21 protein-coding genes are annotated in these 17706 nt (G+C 37.5%); 10 read left to right on the top strand and 11 right to left on the bottom strand.

Going from position 1 to position 17706, the window contains the following annotated elements; genetic code table 11:
* Positions 1–62: 62 nt before the first annotated feature.
* The 3 genes from RT723_RS12235 to RT723_RS12225 are packed head-to-tail and all read left to right on the top strand — an operon-like array spanning position 63 to position 2487.
* Positions 63–866 carry a type 2 periplasmic-binding domain-containing protein gene (locus RT723_RS12235; protein WP_315947355.1) on the top strand — a complete coding sequence of 268 codons (804 nt, stop codon included), beginning with the start codon at positions 63–65 and terminating at the stop codon, positions 864–866.
* Positions 867–923: 57 nt separating this feature from the next.
* Positions 924–1409, top strand: a complete 486-nt coding sequence (gene rraA / locus RT723_RS12230) for a ribonuclease E activity regulator RraA (protein WP_216056408.1) — start codon at positions 924–926, stop codon at positions 1407–1409.
* A gap of 13 nt (positions 1410–1422) precedes the next feature.
* Entirely contained in the window at positions 1423–2487 is a 1065-nt protein-coding gene (locus RT723_RS12225) for a formimidoylglutamase (RefSeq protein ID WP_315947354.1), read from the top strand.
* 58 nt (positions 2488–2545) lie between these two features.
* Here RT723_RS12225 and RT723_RS12220 read toward each other — a convergent pair whose 3' ends face one another.
* Positions 2546–3175, bottom strand: a complete 630-nt coding sequence (locus tag RT723_RS12220) for a YjaG family protein (protein WP_315947353.1) — start codon at positions 3173–3175, stop codon at positions 2546–2548.
* A gap of 124 nt (positions 3176–3299) precedes the next feature.
* Here RT723_RS12220 and RT723_RS12215 point away from each other — a divergent pair, with 124 nt between their 5' ends.
* On the top strand, positions 3300–3689 hold the full coding sequence (locus tag RT723_RS12215) for a DUF2721 domain-containing protein (protein WP_216056411.1): 390 nt from the start codon (positions 3300–3302) through the stop codon (positions 3687–3689).
* Between the two features lie 84 nt (positions 3690–3773).
* Here RT723_RS12215 and RT723_RS12210 read toward each other — a convergent pair whose 3' ends face one another.
* Both RT723_RS12210 and orn read right to left on the bottom strand, forming a co-directional pair.
* Entirely contained in the window at positions 3774–4646 is an 873-nt protein-coding gene (locus RT723_RS12210; RefSeq protein ID WP_315947352.1) for a sulfite exporter TauE/SafE family protein, read from the bottom strand.
* Positions 4647–4805: 159 nt separating this feature from the next.
* Positions 4806–5351, bottom strand: a complete 546-nt coding sequence (orn, locus tag RT723_RS12205; protein WP_216056413.1) for an oligoribonuclease — start codon at positions 5349–5351, stop codon at positions 4806–4808.
* A 111-nt stretch (positions 5352–5462) separates the two neighbouring features.
* On the opposite strand from orn, the gene rsgA reads away from it, so the two are divergent.
* From rsgA to RT723_RS12185, 4 genes are all read left to right on the top strand, one after another.
* A complete protein-coding gene (gene rsgA / locus RT723_RS12200) occupies positions 5463–6518 on the top strand; it encodes a small ribosomal subunit biogenesis GTPase RsgA (protein WP_216056414.1) in 1056 nt (351 codons plus the stop codon).
* 105 nt (positions 6519–6623) lie between these two features.
* Positions 6624–7487: an archaetidylserine decarboxylase gene (gene asd / locus RT723_RS12195; RefSeq protein ID WP_216056415.1), complete on the top strand. Its 864-nt coding sequence runs from the start codon at positions 6624–6626 to the stop codon at positions 7485–7487.
* A 94-nt stretch (positions 7488–7581) separates the two neighbouring features.
* A complete protein-coding gene (locus RT723_RS12190; RefSeq protein ID WP_216056416.1) occupies positions 7582–8460 on the top strand; it encodes a DMT family transporter in 879 nt (292 codons plus the stop codon).
* An 8-nt stretch (positions 8461–8468) separates the two neighbouring features.
* Positions 8469–9179 (top strand): glycerophosphodiester phosphodiesterase, encoded by a 711-nt coding sequence (locus RT723_RS12185; protein WP_315947351.1) that lies wholly within the window; start codon positions 8469–8471, stop codon positions 9177–9179.
* Between the two features lie 16 nt (positions 9180–9195).
* Here the strand turns inward: RT723_RS12185 and epmA are convergent, their stop codons facing one another.
* A complete protein-coding gene (gene epmA, locus RT723_RS12180; RefSeq protein ID WP_315947350.1) occupies positions 9196–10191 on the bottom strand; it encodes an elongation factor P--(R)-beta-lysine ligase in 996 nt (331 codons plus the stop codon).
* A gap of 95 nt (positions 10192–10286) precedes the next feature.
* Positions 10287–10850 (bottom strand): elongation factor P, encoded by a 564-nt coding sequence (gene efp, locus RT723_RS12175; protein WP_315947349.1) that lies wholly within the window; start codon positions 10848–10850, stop codon positions 10287–10289.
* A 40-nt stretch (positions 10851–10890) separates the two neighbouring features.
* On the opposite strand from efp, the gene epmB reads away from it, so the two are divergent.
* The gene (gene epmB / locus RT723_RS12170) at positions 10891–11895 is read left to right on the top strand and encodes an EF-P beta-lysylation protein EpmB (protein WP_315947348.1); all 1005 of its coding nucleotides are present in this window, start codon (positions 10891–10893) and stop codon (positions 11893–11895) included.
* A gap of 30 nt (positions 11896–11925) precedes the next feature.
* On the opposite strand, the gene RT723_RS12165 is transcribed toward epmB, so the two are convergent.
* Positions 11926–12132, bottom strand: a complete 207-nt coding sequence (locus tag RT723_RS12165) for a hypothetical protein (RefSeq protein WP_216056421.1) — start codon at positions 12130–12132, stop codon at positions 11926–11928.
* 135 nt (positions 12133–12267) lie between these two features.
* Here RT723_RS12165 and RT723_RS12160 point away from each other — a divergent pair, with 135 nt between their 5' ends.
* Positions 12268–12582, top strand: coding sequence for a prephenate dehydrogenase (locus RT723_RS12160; RefSeq protein ID WP_315947346.1), 315 nt, complete (start codon positions 12268–12270; stop codon positions 12580–12582).
* Positions 12583–12618: 36 nt separating this feature from the next.
* Here the strand turns inward: RT723_RS12160 and RT723_RS12155 are convergent, their stop codons facing one another.
* The 5 genes from RT723_RS12155 to RT723_RS12135 form a co-directional block, all read right to left on the bottom strand.
* Complete coding sequence (locus tag RT723_RS12155; RefSeq protein WP_216056423.1) at positions 12619–13284, bottom strand: tetratricopeptide repeat protein; 666 nt, start codon at positions 13282–13284, stop codon at positions 12619–12621.
* Positions 13285–13379: 95 nt separating this feature from the next.
* On the bottom strand, positions 13380–14705 hold the full coding sequence (locus RT723_RS12150; protein ID WP_315947344.1) for a S41 family peptidase: 1326 nt from the start codon (positions 14703–14705) through the stop codon (positions 13380–13382).
* 128 nt (positions 14706–14833) lie between these two features.
* On the bottom strand, positions 14834–16132 hold the full coding sequence (locus RT723_RS12145; protein WP_216056425.1) for an adenylosuccinate synthase: 1299 nt from the start codon (positions 16130–16132) through the stop codon (positions 14834–14836).
* Between the two features lie 204 nt (positions 16133–16336).
* Complete coding sequence (locus tag RT723_RS12140; RefSeq protein WP_252731830.1) at positions 16337–16516, bottom strand: DUF2065 domain-containing protein; 180 nt, start codon at positions 16514–16516, stop codon at positions 16337–16339.
* Positions 16516–17664, bottom strand: coding sequence for an aminotransferase class V-fold PLP-dependent enzyme (locus RT723_RS12135; RefSeq protein WP_315947342.1), 1149 nt, complete (start codon positions 17662–17664; stop codon positions 16516–16518). Before RT723_RS12135 ends, RT723_RS12140 begins: the two co-directional genes overlap by 1 nt.
* Positions 17665–17706 lie beyond the last annotated feature (42 nt).

The following is a 17706-nucleotide window of genomic DNA, read 5'->3' as shown; positions in this document are numbered from 1 at the left end:
CTGCTCTTTTTTTATTTGAAATAAGATCTACAATTAACGTAAGTCCACTAAATAGAAATATAATGAACTCATTTAGAATAATATGTTTAGCTATCTTACTGACTTTTATAACTTTCAGTCCTACAAGTCAGGCGCAACTCATTAAAATAAGTGAATACCATAATAGTCCGCCATTTATTAATTCTGAGGGTGGTGGATTAGGTTATGACATCGTGGCTTTATTAAATAAGTATAGTCCTGACACCATATCTTTTGAACTTGAGTCAATCAAACGCTCAGTCCTTAATGAACAATTAAGAAATAACCAACCTAAAGCCATTTTATTAACTAACCCTTTGTGGTTTAGAAAAATTCGTCCAGACCTGATCAACAGTGTCAGTTTGGTTTGGGATGCCGATGTATTTTTCACCACCAATCCTTTGGTCGCAACTAAATTAACTCAAGCCGATGATTTTAAAGGGTTAACTATGGTGGGACAGAATGGTTATTTTTATAATGGTTTAAATACCCTTATCCATAATAAACAACTCAAGCGAATTGACGTAAACACTTTCGACGAGATGCTTTCCCTGATAAAAAACAATAAAGCAGATTTTGGTATCATCAACCGCTCTACCGTAAATTATTACAACGCGTCTCATGGCGATAACAACAAACTGCATATGGCAACAAAAGCAAACGATGCCTATTTATTTTCTATTGTATTAACACCTGAGTTCAACACATTATTACCGACGATTAATGAAAGTATTAATGCGATGCAACGCTCTGATGATTGGAAAGCGTTAGGCAAAAAGTACAACATAGACAAACTAGTTGATTTAATAGAGTTTGATTTAGTTGAGTTATTAGATTTACCTCTGTAATTTTGTGTAAAACCTATATACTAAATCAGCCTCAATACAATAAAACTGGAAACCACTATGCAATATAACACTTCTGAATTATGCGATATGTTTGCTGAGCAAATAGATGTTCTTGCACCTATTTTTGAACATTATGGCGGTATTACATCGTTTGGTGGTCAAGTACAAACTGTAAAATGTTTTGAAGATAATGGCTTAATTGCTACTGTGTTAAATCAATCCGGTTTAGGCAAGGTATTAGTGATTGACGGTGGCGGTTCAATTCGCTCTGGATTATTAGATGCTGAGTTAGTCGAACTTGCCGCTGAGAATAAATGGGAAGGGATCATTTGTAACGGCAGTGTACGTGAAGTGGATGCCCTTGAAGAGATCAACATTGGCATATTGGCGTTAAACTCTATACCTGTTGCGGCCACCGATACCGGATCTGGCGAAGATGATATCGCGATAAACTTTGCAGGTGTTACCTTTTTACCCGATGACCATATTTATGCTGATAGTACCGGAACTATCCTTTCAGCAGAGCCTCTTGATATAGAATAACAGTCAACTTCATATGTTCGAACACGTTAGCTATATTGACCCAACGTTAATTCAGTCTTACAAAAACAGACGTAACAACGAACATCATGTTGTTGACATGATACAAGTTGCCACCGCTGAATTAACCTTGGCTGAAAACCTTATAATTGCGAAAAACAATGGCGCAAGGTTTGCCATAATTGGTATTCCAGAAGACATAGGGCCAAGAGCTAATTGCGGCAATGGTGGTGCAGATAAGGGCTGGGCCAACTTTCTATCTGTGTTCTTAAACCAACAAGCCAACTGCTTTTTTGATTGGAATGCCTGTTTTTTAATTGGCAATGTTGATGTTGAAAGTTTGCAAAAGCAAAGTTATCAAGCGTTTTCCACCAATCATCAGCTCGATACTTTGCGTCAGCTTTGTGCAAAAGTAGATGCGAGAGTTAACAAAGTATTAACCCCAATATTTGCTTCTGGTTTAGAGGTTATCATTATTGGAGGTGGGCATAACAATGCCTACCCTATTATTACAGCACTGAACAATGCAACGGAGAATAAAGTTGCTTGTGTCAATTTAGACCCTCATGCTGACTTTAGAGCAATGGAAGGCCGTCACTCTGGCAATCCATTTAGGTATGCGCTCCATGCTGAGTTATTAAGCCATTACTGTGTTTTAGGTTTACACGAACAAAAAAACAATCAAGAAACGATTGAAGGATTGATTGACGCACATTTCCCATATTACACATTTCAATCAATGTTTATGGATAGACAACAACCCTTTACAGAGTCGTTAAATTTGGCTCGTGATTATATCTCCACTGCTCCTGGACCTATTGGTATAGAGCTTGACCTAGATTGTATAAAACAAGCAGCAGCGAGTGCATACAGCGTCAGTGGGTTTAGTTTAGAGCAAGCCATACATTATGTTTACTCTATGGCAACATTAGACTCGGTTCGTTACGTGCATTTATGTGAAGGGGCACCTGCGATTCATGAACATTCAGAATATCAATCACATGATGTGGGGCAGATCCTTAATCAACTGGTTTATAGCTATTTAAAAGCACGTAGTAACATCGAATATAATGGCTATTAAATAACCAGCAATAAAAAAGGGTTCATACTCAATATTTGAACCCTTTATAAAGTCGACACTAACCTTCCAGTTCAATGCCTATATTTGTCACACCATCTGCAAATACAATATCTAAGGCTTTGGTACGGATTGCTTTTAAATCTAAATCTTTTAATCTGGTTATCGATAACCAGTCTAATAATTCTGTTAATACCGACATTTCCGCCGCCATTAACTCATGTTCACGAATACTTTCATTATCTAACTCAGTTTCACCCGCTTGGTATTCTATTAAGTGTACGATGCACCCTTGCGATATTTTGGCTATGGCAACGGAGTCATATTCGTCTTCACTTAATTCACCGTTTATGTAAGTTAATAGACCGGTACAGAAATAAATCGCAGGATAAACACCATACATATCAAAATCTAGCTCGTCTGGCGTTAATGACTCAATCTTTTCTTCTAAAATAGAAAAGTTTACTTTCGCACCTTTAACTAACAACTTCTCCCATAGACTATTTACAATATTATCTAAATTATAGTCTTGTGGAAATTCAGTAACTTGAGCGAACAGTTGATAGTTAGGCTTCATTCTTTCTAATAAAGCTAAAGATAAAACGCCTTGTTGTTTTCTCGACAACTCGCGAACACGCTGGAAATTATTGGTTTTTAAATGTACTGATTTTTCGTTAGATGAATTAGCCAAAATGTATTCTCGTATAAAGGGTGGACCAAGTTTTCAGACTTGAATAATCTGCATTATAACAATAGACCTAGATATTCGATAGCTGTATGATTTTAAAATCAAATTCTTAACCGCTGAAAATCATATGACTCTAACAACGCCGGCTCTATTATTCCCTGCAATTTCGTTATTATTACTTGCGTATACCAATCGATTTTTAGTGTTAGCCCAACTTATTCGGGAGTTAAACCAACGAGATAATTCAGGCCTAGAACTTGTGGTAAAACGTCAGATCACCACATTACGTAAAAGACTGCATTTGATCCGAGCGATGCAATCCGCAGGTGTAATGAGTTTTTTATTATGTACTTTGGCTATGTTTTTAATCTTTGTTGAGATGCCATTACTGGGATCCATCTTTTTTGGATGCAGCTTAGCCTCATTAACCATTTCACTTGTTTTATCTTTGTTTGAGGTACACATCAGCACAAGAGCAATTGAAATAGAACTTGAGTCTATGGCGGCGCAGCCATAGGTATACAATACGGCATTATTGAACTTACCTAGAATCAGTTAATCAACGCCTTTATGACCTTATGGCTATTGATTCTGGCTGATGTTAATTGATTAATAGTTCAATGGTGCCCGCTATAAATACCCAACTGGCAAAAAACATTTTTAACTGAAAAACGGGAATGCTCGTGGCTAATTTTTTTGCCAAGATGCCACCAATGACGGCACCGGGACCACCAAATAACAATACATTCCAATAAACATTATCCAAATATATGTGATAACCAATTCCCGCCCATACGGAAAATGCCGACAACACGACGGCAACAGCTATCGCTAGCGTCACTCTATAACCTCGATAAATTAGATAGAACGCAATAATTTCACCCACACCAACAGACAACCACGCCGTGATAATGCCACCGACATAACTTAATAAAACCAACGCGACTTTATCTTTAACGCTAATCACGGTGATTTCTTTTGGCATTAGGTTACTTTTATCTGATTGGATTTTTTTAATGCCGGTGTACAACAGGCCTAAGCCAATAAAAATAGAAAAATAGGCAAATAAATAAGACAATGAACCCGGGGTTGATAGTCCCAAACCATAAACAGACCAAATGCCTAAAATTGAAAAAGGAATACAAATAAAACTTAGTGTTGGTAATAAACTCCAATTCTCAATACGGCATTTTTTTGCGTGTGTTAACCACATGACTGAGCCGGTTGTCATCCCAAAACATTGAATAGCAAAACTTGTGGCCACGGATTGCTCTGCGGTAATGCCCAATTGCTGAAATGCAGGTATGAAAATAATGCCGCCGCCCGCTCCGGTCGCATTGGCAAACAACGCCCCTAAAATGCCCAATAAGCCATAGGCGGAATAGGTTGATATTTGATACAAAACCCAAAAGGTTATGACCACTATAAAACTTACAACTAAAGCGAAATACTTTTGACGAATAAGAGAAAACACAAACGCTTACCTTAAAAACTCGAATCGGCTAATAACTTGTATTAATAACAAGGACTCTAAATATAAATGCAACGACTTTCAATATAACTCAACTTGAAAGTAAATTAACGCTCATAAAAAAACCGCTCAAGAGCGGCTTCATTGTAGATTAAGCGGGAACTAAACTTTAAAGAAAAACTCTCGGTAACGTTTAAGTTCTTCAATGCTTTCTCTGATATCTTCTAATGCCAGATGAACACCTTTTTTCTTGTAGTCTGCCACTAAATTTGGACGCCATCTTTTGGCTAATTCTTTTATCGTGCTAACGTCTAAATTACGATAATGGAAAAACTCTTCTAAGGTCAGCATATGTTCATGCATAAAACGGCGATCTTGGCAGATGCTGTTACCACACATAGGCGAAGTACCAGCAGGAACGTAATCTTTCAAAAACTCTATTGTCATTTCACAAGCTTGTTGTTCTGAAACTTTGCTGTTTTTACAACGATCCGTTAAACCAGACTTACCATGCTGAGTAACACACCATTCATCCATATTATCTAATATGTCGTCCGGTTGATAAATTGCGATTTCAGGCCCTTCCGCCAAAATGTTAAGATCGCTATCCGTCACTATAGTGGCAACTTCGAGCACTTTATCGGTACTAGGTTCTAATCCGGTCATTTCCAGATCAACCCAAATTAGATTATTTTCGCTAAATGACATATAAGACCTTACGGAATCCTTTTTATCGCGCATGGTTAAGTATAATATAAAACCATTGTTAATCTTTTTAACAACTTTCACAAGTTTTTATAAATAAATCATAGGCCAAAAGTGGCAAAACAAAAGAAATTATCAAACTCTCAGTCAAGACGTATTAAAGATAACCAAAATAAGCGGATTGCAAAAGCAAAACAAAAAAAGCCATCTAAAGATGATTTAGATGACTCTATGTTAGGACCTCAGTGTTTTGGTCAAGTCGTTACCCGTTATGGTCAACATGCCGATGTAGAAAGCAGTGAAGGCGAACTTATTCGCTGTAATATACGTCGTGCGGTCTCTTCATTAGTGTGTGGGGATAAAGTAATATGGCGTCCTTATAAAGTATCCGACTCTGATTTTAATGGTGTTATTGAAGCGGTTGAACCTAGAGACAGCGTATTTGTTCGTCCCGACTTTTACGACGGCCTTAAACCCGTTGCCGCCAACATTGATCAAATATTTATCGTTTCAGCTTTATTGCCGGACTTAGCCCCAAGTATCATAGACCGATATTTAGTGGCGGTTGAACAATTAGATATTACTCCGGTCATTTTGATCAATAAAATGGACTTACTTGATGACCAAAACAGAGAATCAGTAGAAAGTACCGTTGAGTTATATCGAAGTATTGGCTATCAAGTGTTAACCATGTCAGCCATCGAAGAACAAGGTATTGAATCGGTACGTGAATTATTAGTAGATAAAACCAGCGTTTTTGTTGGCCAGTCAGGCGTAGGGAAATCATCCTTAGTAAATTCAATATTGCCTGAGGTGAATATCTTAACCAAACAAGTGTCTGACAATAGCCGTTTAGGTGTACATACAACAACGGCATCTAGACTTTATCGATTAGACAATGGCGGTTCCATCATTGACTCTCCTGGAGTACGTGAGTTTGCTATGTGGCATCTAGAAACGGAACAGATTTTATATGGTTTTATTGAGTTTAGGCCTTTCCTTACCTTGTGTAAGTTTAGAGATTGTAAACATCAAAAAGATCCAGGTTGTGCATTACAGCAAGCCATTGCCGACAAAAAGATCTCACAACAAAGGTACAGCAGCTATAAACGCATTCTGCAAACCATAGACGAGATCACCTTACGACATCAATCAAAAGAACCAAGTTAGTCTTCTGACACTAGCTGTTACAAACAATTGTTCATTGAACTTGTTCGCTCAGGTACAATGAACCTATATAAATATAAATTAAACGTTTTATAAAAGGGTATATAAGTGAATTTTGATAACTTAAAAATAGCGTTCCAATACGCATTACCAAAACATGGTGTATCTAAATTAGTTGGATTTTTAGCGAAAGCCAAACTTGGTTTTGTTACTACCGCATTAATTAAAAGTTTTATCAAAGCCTATGACATTAATATGGAAGAAGCCAAACATTCAGACCCTAAGCACTTTAAAACGTTTAATGAGTTTTTTACTCGTGAGTTAGATGAAAATGCCAGAACGATTATTGAAGATGAAGATAAGTTAGCACACCCGGTCGACGGCGCTGTTAGTCAACTTGGACCTATAAAAGATGGTACCTTATTACAAGCTAAAAACCATTATTACTCAATGTTAGAATTAGTTGGCGGCGATCAAGCCATTGCTGACAAATTTGAAGATGGTGACTTTGCCACAATTTACTTAGCACCGAGTGATTACCACAGATTACATATGCCAGTTAAAGGCACGTTAACGGATATGATTTATGTTCCTGGTGATGCTTTTTCTGTGAACCCGTTAACCGCGGCTAATGTTCCAAATCTATTTGCGCGTAACGAACGTGTTGTTTGTGTGTTCGACACTGAATTAGGGCCAATGGCAATGATTTTAGTTGGTGCAACCATAGTACGTAGTATCGAAACAGTTTGGGCTGGCGAAATTACCCCACCTCGTGGGAAAACTGTGACACATTCACAATATCCAGCAGAAGGTGATGACGCGATAGTATTGGATAAAGGCGAAGAAATGGGTCGCTTTAAGTTAGGTTCAACCGTTGTTTGTTTATTCGCTAAAGATAAAGTTAAATTTATTGAAGAATTAGAAGCCGGTTCAGTAACTCGTTTAGGTGAACATTTCGCTGACAAACGTTAATTCTAAGTTACGTTTTTAGACATGATGGGTGAGCATTAAGCCGTTGTTTAATTATATAAAACACAACATCAGTAAGCTTGGTGATTTACACCCAATGCTCAAATTACACTTAGGGGTTATGCTCCTAGGTGTATCAGGCCTTTTTGCTAAATTAATACAACTATCCGCTACTGACATCATCGCTTATCGCAGTCTATTAACTGTGTTTGTATTATTTATCGTTTTACGACTGAGTAAAAGTAAGATTCGTCTTAACAGTTTCAAAGATTATAAAATTGCTTTGGTGTTGGGGTTATTGGCTGCAACACATTGGGTTACTTATTTCACCAGTATTCAAATGTCATCGGTCGCTGTGGGTATGATCACGTTATTTACCTACCCGGTGTTTACTGTGTTATTAGAACCACTGTTTCGTAAACAACGCCCTTCGTTACGCGATATTTTAGTCAGTGTTGTCGTGTCATTTGGTATTAGTATGTTATTCCCAACGTTATGGAGCTCTGGCATCACCCTTTCTGACGATTACCTGATTGGGATAGTGTTGGGTTTAGTGTCGGCCATTACCATGGCATTACGCAATATTGGTATACAACATTATTTTAAAGCCTATTCCGGCACTCAAAGTATGTTCTATCAATTTTTGGTTACAGCTTTAATTTTGATGCCTTTTGTTGGCACAAGTCCAATTATGATTTCTGTGGATGACTGGCAATTATTAATTTTATTCACCGCCTTCTTTTCTGCCGCGCCGCATGTGTTGTTTGCGTCTGCCATCCATAAGTTATCGGCTAAAACCGCAGGTTTAATAGCTTATTTACAGCCACTATATGGCATTAGTCTTGGCTTTTTATTACTTGCTGAAGTCCCTACATTAATGACCTTGTTGGGCGGTGTGATCATTTTATCAGCGGCAATATACGAAACGTATTTATCCAATAAACACGCAAAAAATAATGAAGTAACACAAGAGTAAAATATTGAATGAAAATATTTGCCCATCGTGGGATCTCAGCGCACTATCCTGAAAATAGTCAAACCGCTATTAAACAATGTGACCCTAGCTTTATGGCGGGTGTGGAAATAGATCTGTTTCAATCAGGGAATGAATTTATCGTTATTCACGACCGATGGTTAACGCGTTTGTTTGATATTGATAAAAAAACCATAGATTTAAGCGAAGATGATATTGCCAACATTGTGGGTAATGATGGTAACCCTATCCCGACCCTTGAATGGTTGATTACAGAGTTAACCGACAAGTCATTAATTCTCAATATTGAATTAAAGAAGATTAGAAACATTAGTTTGTTTTTTAAAAAATTAATCTTAGTTTGTGACAAGGTTAATTTTCCGATGGAAAACCTGATTATTTCGTCATTTAACCATGTGTATTTAAAGAAATTATATGCTTTAGACCAAAGGTTAAAACTTGGATTGTTACTTACCAATCGTCCCATCGATATGAAAAAGTATCTCACCCATTTTAAAGTATTTAGCATTCATTTAGATATGGACTGTGTAAACAAGGCGTTTTTGCACGAAGTAAAAGCACTGGGAACTGAGGTTTATATTTTCACTATAGATCACGCTCAGGAAATACAATGGTGTTATCAAAATCAAGTCGATGGCATATTTGCTAATGACCCAAAACATGCATTTAACCTGATCAAAAAACTGCAGCAAATAAACTAATATTGGTTAAAGTGATTTAAGCTCGGTTAACATCAAACGCTATAGCTTGATTTATGTGGGTTAAGTTATATTTGAGCATAAACAAACGATCAATACCGACAGCAACGCCAGCGCAATCTGGCAATCCACTTTCTAACGCGGATAACAAATTTTCATCAACGGGCTTTTGTAGTAATCCGGCTTGTGTTCTTAGTTGATTATCATTTTCAAAGCGCTTTTGTTGCTCTGCTTTATCTTGCAATTCATAAAAGCCATTGGCTAATTCAACACCTTGATAATACAACTCAAATCTATGGGCTACACGTTTGTCTTGTTGGTTTATTTTAGCTAAAGAGGCTTGGCTTGCGGGAAAGTTATAGATAAAACATGGTGTCCATTGTTTGTCTTTTTCTTCATAAGCCTGCTCTTTATAGCCTAAGACGGGCTCTATCTTCATACTAAACAACCATTGCAACAAGGTATCCGGATTGGACTCTTTTTGTAACCATTCATCGTTAGAATGTTTGGCAATAATAAGCTTTAACTGTTCTAAGTTAGTCGTTAGGGGATCAAAGGATAAGTAATTAATAAAAGCTTGTTGATAACTTAAATACAGAGCCGGTTTTGCATCAACAGTTAACTGCATTAACTCATCTAATTCGGCCATCAATTGTTGATCATCAAACCCCGGACGATACCATTCCAGCATGGTAAATTCAGGATTATGAAAACGTCCTGCCGCTTCATGACGAAATGCTTTGTTGATTTGGAAAATAGCACCACTGCCCGCTGCTAATAGGCGTTTCATGGCAAACTCGGGTGATGTTTGTAGAAACAGGGACTTAGCTTGACCATTTGTATCAAAATCAAATTGAGTTTCAAAAGCGTCCAAGTGCAGGTCTGTAATGGTGTTATTACTTAATATTGGCGTTTCAACCTCCCAAACCCCTCTTGCAGTAAAAAACTGGCGTATAGAAGCGATAAATAAGGCTCGATTCTTTAATGTTTCTATTGATGCGGTAGGTTGCCACATGGTGTATTTTCCAATTCAAAGCTAACATTTATCTATAAAAAAGCCCGACATCGTCAGGCTTCTCTTTAATGTTAACTGGAGTTAACAATTTATTTTTATACACGACCTACATAATCGCCTGTACGAGTATCAACTTTAATGACTTCGCCAATTTGCACAAACAAAGGTACACGCACAACCGCACCGGTCGTTAATGTTGCCGGTTTCCCGCCAGTACCCGCTGTATCACCTTTTAGGCCAGGATCCGTTTCTGTGATCTCAAGCTCGACAAAGTTTGGTGGAGATACCGCAATTGGGTTATTATTCCACAGCGTTAAAGTACACACGTCGTTTTCAACTAACCATTTAATTGCATCAGCTACGGCTTTTTCGTCGGCAGCCACTTGCTCAAAGGTTTCGTTGTTCATGAAATGCCAGAATTCGCCATCGCTATATAGATACGCAAGTTCGATATCCATTACGTCGGCACCTTCAACTGATTCACCAGATTTAAAGGTTTTCTCTAGTACTTTACCACTAACAAGTTTACGAATTTTTACACGGTTAAACGCTTGGCCTTTACCCGGTTTTACAATCTCATTCTCAAGAATGTTGCAAGGCTCGCCGTCAATCATTAACTTAAGGCCAGCTTTAAATTGGTTGGTGCTGAATGAAGCCATTTCATCCTCTAAAAATAATTAAAATATACAAGTGACCCGAATGATACATCAAGCTAACGTCCGTGTTGAGTCCCAATGGCAAAAAGAATTAAAACAAAGTTTTACTAAGCCAGAATTGTTACTCGAATACCTTGGATTTAATCCTGAGAAATTCAGCCAAGATATTAGCGCACGTTCATTATTTAATATGCGCATTCCACATCATTTTGCCAACTTAATGGAAAAGAATAACGTTAACGATCCGTTATTTAAACAGGTATTTCCAAGCCATTTGGAGTTTTTGACTTCAACTGAGTATGTTGCCGATCCATTATTAGAGCAAAATAATTCTACGCCTGGTTTATTACATAAATACAAAAGCCGAGTATTAATCATCTTTAAAGGCGGTTGTGCGGTGAATTGCCGCTATTGTTTTCGACGACACTTTCCTTATGCCGATAATTCAGTGAATAAACAACAACTGTTAGACCATTTAGAATACATTAAACAACATACTCAAATTAATGAAGTGATATTAAGTGGTGGCGATCCACTCATGGCAGACGACAACGCTCTCTATTGGTTTATAAAGGCATTAGCTGACATTGCACATATAACGCGTGTACGCATTCACACAAGGCTTCCTGTGGTGATCCCCAGTCGTATTACAGAGACATTATTGGATGTGTTAAGCCAAAGTCGATTGAAAGTGATCTTGGTGTTGCATATCAATCATGTAAATGAAATCAGCCCTGAATTAAAAACCGTTTGTCATAAGTTAAAACAAGCCAATGTGACTTTGTTAAATCAGGCGGTTTTATTAAAAGATGTGAATGACACCCTTGAAGCACAAGTTAATTTAAGTGAAGGATTATTTGCGGCGGATATCTTGCCTTATTACCTTCATCTTTTAGATAAAGTGACTGGGGCGATGCATTTTGATATCAGCGAAAAAGAAGCAAAAAGCTTGTATCAAAAGATGTTAGAACAATTACCGGGATTTTTAATGCCTAAATTGGTGAGGGAAATAGGAGGGGAAAAGAGTAAAACTCCAATCCTCCCCTAGGCTAAACTGCCGCCCATTTTTATTACTTGGTTACACACTAATATTAATGTGTTGACCTATAACACTACCAGTACTACCCACAGGGTTAGAGCTTACAGGGAGTTGAGCAGTAGAGGCTAATAACGCCAGTGCCACTTGTCCTTGTATCTCTTGAACGCCTTTTGCCAAATTGGCAGCCAACGCTTCGCCACCTTGCATTGCACCAGAGGTTGGCAGTCCAGAAGAAGCAATTTGCATTTTGATCACTCCAGTTGTTGATTGGACTTTGTATTTCACTTAACTCAACATGAATTAAACAATGAATAGGTTAATTTAGTCAAATTAAGGTAAAATACCCTCCATCAGTTATCGGATACAATTCAGAGATCTTAAGTGGAAAATATAGTAAATAGTTTAGAAGAGAACCTTAAAGACTTATACCGTAAAGCAATTGATGCGGATAAATATTTGAATGACCTTAAAAAGAGTGGTCATGGTAAGTTTGGTTCGATATTTAAAGAGTCAGATTTGTTTACGGTTAAGTCTGATAAGTTCATGCCTTATTTAGAAGAAACGGCAGAGCAAATATTAACGCTGAAAAATTCAGATAAAGATTTAACCAACGCAAAAGATGATATTGAAGTGATAGTGAAAAAATTACATTTATTGCATAAAACTATCGCTGAATTAAAAAACGCCCTGAAATAACCAGTATTTTATTGTTAGATAAATCAAAAAGTCAGCTTAATATGCTGACTTTTTTGCATTTTTTACCGACTTTGGATTCATCAATTTTGACAATTGCATTAGTAAGTCAGCGGCCTCAGCATGTTGTTTTTGATCTGCAATAACAGCATGGTGTAACCAACGATATGAATTTTCGAAATCATATGGACTCCCGACGCCATCTAAGTTCATTTGCACTAATCTAAATTGTGCATTTAAATTCCCCAACTCTGCCGCTCTATTGGTTAGTTGATAAGCACGCTCTTGATCTTTTTGAACAAAACGTCCGATATCATAATAACGTCCCAATTGTTCAATAGCTGCAACTAACCCTTGCTCTGCTGACAAACGAATATAAAACAGCCCAAGTTGCGCATCACGTTCTACACACACACCCCAAGCCAACATATCACCATAAAGAAATTGATAAGCCGGTATTTTAAGTTTAACGGCTCTGTCTTCTATATCACGGTTTAGCTGACAACGGTCTTCTTTAACACGTTCTAAATGTTTGTTTTGTTTTATTAAATCAAGTAGCTCATCTTGTGTGTAAATTTGAACTGCTTTTAATAATTCATCATCAAGAGGTTCTTCTACGGTTTCATTTGCCACTCCATTTGCTAAGGTGCAAAAAGAGAAGGCACTGAAATAAAGTCCGAATAGAATGGTTAAAAATAATTTCATTGGGTTTCCACGTTTAAATTAGATGGCCACTAACTTTATTGTTACTTAGGTAACGATACAGCAATAATTGTAAGCAAGTTATAAGCCATTAAAAATCAAAGCATATCCTTATGTAACATCATTTCTTTTACCGAGACATCTTTACGTTTCTTGTTTTTTGTTAATGACTTTGAGTACGCAACACTTTGACTACTACATTGGTTATTGGCTAAGTAACTTAACCCTTCAGCCAATAAGGGATCATTTTCATCTCCCCAATCACCCGTTACGTTTTCAGCCACAGCACAATCCGCGGGCAAACCATCAAAATAATCACCAAAACCTGCCGCATTGTGTGTTTGGAAATTAATAGCAAATACCACGTGTTCACACACTTCTTCTGGTCTCATGCCAATCGGTTTACCGCACGTGGTATCACCAACTACAGTCACATCAATAAAAGGAGACAGGGCATTGATGACTAACTCACTGGCCGAACAACTAGTTTCGGTAGTTAACACGACCAGTCTGTCGAGATCTAATTGTTTTATACCTTTTCCCAGAGTGAACAAAATATCTTCGTTATTATCACTTTGTTTCTGGTTGTATTTGTAACTGACAAAAATCTCATCATCAACATTTCTACCCGCAATTTGAGTACTGAGCTGATTCGCCGTCGAGATAACCCCTCCACTGTTGTATCGTAAATCTAAGATCATCTCATCAACGTTATCAAATTGTTCAAAAGCCGTATTAAACTCGGTTTGGGAACTTTCTTTAAACGAGTCAAACACCATATACGCCACAGTCTTGTCTTGGCCATTAATAGTTAATGATTTAGTTTCTGCAGCCATCACGGTGTTAGCAACAATGCTGCCTTTGGTAAAGGTAGCAACGCTCACCTCACCTGTCGGTTTTTTAAATGTCACGTCAACGTAATGACCTTCAACATTAGGACCAAATAACACAGTCCAATCCACGCTAGTCCCTGTATTTTGTTGAATAAAGTCTGAAACTAATACATCACCGACTTTGGTGATTACATCGCCACGACGTAAGCCATTTTTAGCTGCAGATCCATCTTCAAACACATAGCGTATCGTCAAACCATCGCCAGCTGAATTTACTTGATGACCAAATCCATAACCAAAAAATACCGAATTCGCATAATCATCGTATTCTTCCCTGGTCATGGTAAAACTGAAACGGTCTTTTTCATTTCGTAAGTTATATAACGCATGCCCTATCGATTCGTATGCTTCCGGGTTAATTTTCGCAGGTAATTCTTCATTCCAAAAATACTTATCTTGGAGTAGAGAAAATAATTTATTATTGGTGTCCGGAATACTACAGCTTTCATAGGTGGGTTGATCATCACCGTCAGAACATGAAACTAAAAGCATGGTAGATAATGCGAACAATAAACCGTGTGATATTTTCAAAATAATTCTCATCTTATTACTATAGTGACTACCTTAATCTATCCAAAGACAGCTTTCCAGTCGCTAAATTTTACCCATAAAAAAACCGTCAATCGACGGTTTTTTCACAATGACTTAACCCTAACAAATTATGCACCAAACGGGTTACGTATGATCATAGTTTCGTTTCTGTCAGGGCCAGTAGATATAATATCCATTGGAACGCCTGTGATTTCTGCTAAGCGATTAACATAGTTTTGAGCGGCTACTGGTAACTCTTCAAACGATGTCACACCAAACGAGTTTTCAGACCAACCAGGCATAGTTTCATATAAAGGCGTTGCACTTTCGTAACCTTCAGCTGCCATAGGAGGAACATCAACAACGGTTCCGTCTGCTAATTTATAGCCAGTACAAATCTTAAGTTCTTCTAAACCATCTAATACATCGAGTTTAGTTAAGCAGAAACCAGTGATTGAGTTAAGTTGAACTGCACGTTTCATTGCAACAGCGTCAAACCAACCACAACGACGCTCACGCCCTGTTGTTGCACCAAACTCATGACCTTTAGTACCTAAGTGGTTACCAACTTCACAAGATAATTCTGTCGGGAATGGACCAGAGCCAACACGCGTTGTATAAGCTTTAACAATACCTAACACGTAATCTAAATGACAAGGACCAAAACCAGCGCCAGTCGCTACGCCACCAACGGTAGTGTTTGAAGAAGTTACATAAGGGTAAGTACCGTGATCGATATCTAATAAAGTACCTTGAGCACCTTCAAACAAGATAGATTCACCAGCAATACGCGCTTTATCTAACATGTCAGTAACATCAACTACCATAGCTTTTAATATCTCAGCTACAGCCATTGCATCTTGATATGTTTTTTCGAAATCAACGGCTTCAACTTTGTAATAATTTACTAAAGTGAAGTTGTGATATTCTAATACTTCTTTTAATTTTTCTTTGAACAATACAGGGTTAAATAAGTCACCAACACGTAAACCACGGCGGGCTACTTTATCTTCGTATGCTGGACCAATACCACGACCTGTTGTACCTATGGCTTTTTTGCCACGAGCCAACTCACGCGCTTTGTCTAAAGCAATGTGGTAAGGCAAAATCAAAGGACAAGCTTCAGAGATCAACAAACGTTCTTTTGCAGGAACGCCTCTTTCTTCTAACATGCTAATTTCAGTCATTAATGCTTCAGGTGATAAAACAACACCGTTACCAATAATACATTTAACACCAGCTCGTAAAATACCTGATGGGATTAGGTGTAATACTGTTTTTTCACCGTCGATAACTAAAGTATGGCCAGCATTGTGACCACCTTGATAACGCACAACATATGATGCTTTATCAGTTAATAGATCAACAACCTTACCTTTACCTTCGTCACCCCATTGGGTGCCTAAAACAACTACGTTCTTGCCCATTATATTTCCACTCAGAAAAAATTAGGCGGGGATTCTACCAAAAATACGGGACGAAGATCACCCGATTTTTTTTAATTCGTATCAAAATAACACTATCTACTTGTTATAAAAGAATAATTTAATTGTTGTTATATATTAAAAACATTACGCATTTCAGTTTTACATCGACTTTGCGATTATTATTCAATCAATTTGCTTAAACATTTATCTGAAAACTAACAATAAAGCGCCTAAAATAAACAATATACCGCCGACGATTCGAATTGTTCCAATAGGCTCTAAAGCCAATTTTTGAACATAATTCAGCCACTGTTTAGGAAATAATAGCGGGATCATGCCTTCAATGATGAGGACAAATCCAATAATAGTGAGCCAGTCCATCATTACCCTTGTCTTAAACAGGTTAAATCATATTTTGTAGGGTCATGGTAAATCGCAAAACCAAAACGCAATCTATTACCTCTAAAATCCGTTTTAATTCCGTTCGAATCTAACAACTTAGCAAGACTAACTACGTCATCCTCGTCTAATTTAAATGTTAAAAAGTGACCATGGTTGTGGTTAGGGCTTAATAGATTATCGCGATTAAGTAATGGATGTTTAAGCTCATCTATTTGTTGTAAAAAAGCCTGCTGACATTGTTCTACATATTGGTGTATAACTTCAACACTTAATCCTTCTTGCTCAAATAAAGTTAGGCTTGCATGCAGTCGATACATCGCCGAAAAATCTATCGTCGCCCCTGCAAATTGCTGCCCATTTTTAGCATAGCCTACATGACCTTCTTGTCTTTGGTGTAAATCGCCAAATTCAGCAAACCAGCCTGTGTATATTGGTTGATAATTGCCATCAGGCACAACGGCAAAACAAGCGCCTTCTCCACCTTGGGCATATTTGTAACTACCGGCTAAATAAAAGACTTTTTGTTCAATCTCTGACAAATCAGTAGGGATAGCAAAAAAGCCATGATAACCATCGATAGTGATCAGAGGTTGCGTTGGCAATTGTTGAATAAAATCAGCTAAGTCATTAATGGCATAACCTGAATTAAAAAATACCTGACTTACAAAAATCCAATCATATTCATCCTTCTGTGCAGCTTCTGTAAACCTTTGTTCAAAGTTAGAAAATGGTTCCGTTGTTATACGTGTTATTTCGACTAATCCAGCTTGTTCTAATCGCTCTGATTGGCGTTGAAACGAATAAAATTCACTATCAGTGGTCAGAATCTTGATTTTTTTAGCCGGATCAAAACTAGAATAAATTCGATACAACAACTCATGTGTATTAGGTGCAAAAACGATACGTTCAGGTGACGTTAGATTTAAAGACTTTGCGATTAACTTTTGCGTAGCAGGCAACTTGTCAGCAAATATATGATCCCACTTCTCATCAACCATGGAGGCAGTATCGTCCCAATAATCCAACATCGCTTGACGTGTTACGTCAGGCCAATAATGGTGGCTATGACAGGCAAAATGTTGGATGTTTGGACGAGCGGCTAAAAACTGTTTATACAAGTGTTGATACATAGAAGATTTAGAACCATTAGTTGATATGTAAATGTTTAAGTT

This window comes from Psychrosphaera aquimarina (genome assembly GCF_032461525.1).
In the GTDB taxonomy this organism is placed as follows: Bacteria; Pseudomonadota; Gammaproteobacteria; order Enterobacterales; family Alteromonadaceae; genus Psychrosphaera; species Psychrosphaera aquimarina.
Note: the sequence above shows the minus strand (reverse complement) of the source record. Positions and strands in the feature narration are given on the sequence as shown.

Bases quoted from the DNA above. Each gene is read 5' to 3' on its own strand.
- RT723_RS12190 (WP_216056416.1), top strand. From the start codon at position 7,582: ATGCTCAAATTACACTTAGGGGTTATGCTCCTAGGTGTATCAGGCCTT.
- RT723_RS12135 (WP_315947342.1), bottom strand. From the start codon at position 17,664: ATGTATCAACACTTGTATAAACAGTTTTTAGCCGCTCGTCCAAACATC.
- epmB (WP_315947348.1), top strand. From the start codon at position 10,891: ATGATACATCAAGCTAACGTCCGTGTTGAGTCCCAATGGCAAAAAGAA.
- rraA (WP_216056408.1), top strand. From the start codon at position 924: ATGCAATATAACACTTCTGAATTATGCGATATGTTTGCTGAGCAAATA.
- RT723_RS12145 (WP_216056425.1), bottom strand. From the start codon at position 16,132: ATGGGCAAGAACGTAGTTGTTTTAGGCACCCAATGGGGTGACGAAGGT.
- orn (WP_216056413.1), bottom strand. From the start codon at position 5,351: ATGTCATTTAGCGAAAATAATCTAATTTGGGTTGATCTGGAAATGACC.
- efp (WP_315947349.1), bottom strand. From the start codon at position 10,850: ATGGCTTCATTCAGCACCAACCAATTTAAAGCTGGCCTTAAGTTAATG.
- epmA (WP_315947350.1), bottom strand. From the start codon at position 10,191: ATGTGGCAACCTACCGCATCAATAGAAACATTAAAGAATCGAGCCTTA.
- RT723_RS12215 (WP_216056411.1), top strand. From the start codon at position 3,300: ATGACTCTAACAACGCCGGCTCTATTATTCCCTGCAATTTCGTTATTA.
- RT723_RS12165 (WP_216056421.1), bottom strand. From the start codon at position 12,132: ATGCAAATTGCTTCTTCTGGACTGCCAACCTCTGGTGCAATGCAAGGT.
- RT723_RS12155 (WP_216056423.1), bottom strand. From the start codon at position 13,284: ATGAAATTATTTTTAACCATTCTATTCGGACTTTATTTCAGTGCCTTC.
- RT723_RS12185 (WP_315947351.1), top strand. From the start codon at position 8,469: ATGAAAATATTTGCCCATCGTGGGATCTCAGCGCACTATCCTGAAAAT.
- RT723_RS12140 (WP_252731830.1), bottom strand. From the start codon at position 16,516: ATGATGGACTGGCTCACTATTATTGGATTTGTCCTCATCATTGAAGGC.
- RT723_RS12225 (WP_315947354.1), top strand. From the start codon at position 1,423: ATGTTCGAACACGTTAGCTATATTGACCCAACGTTAATTCAGTCTTAC.
- RT723_RS12235 (WP_315947355.1), top strand. From the start codon at position 63: ATGAACTCATTTAGAATAATATGTTTAGCTATCTTACTGACTTTTATA.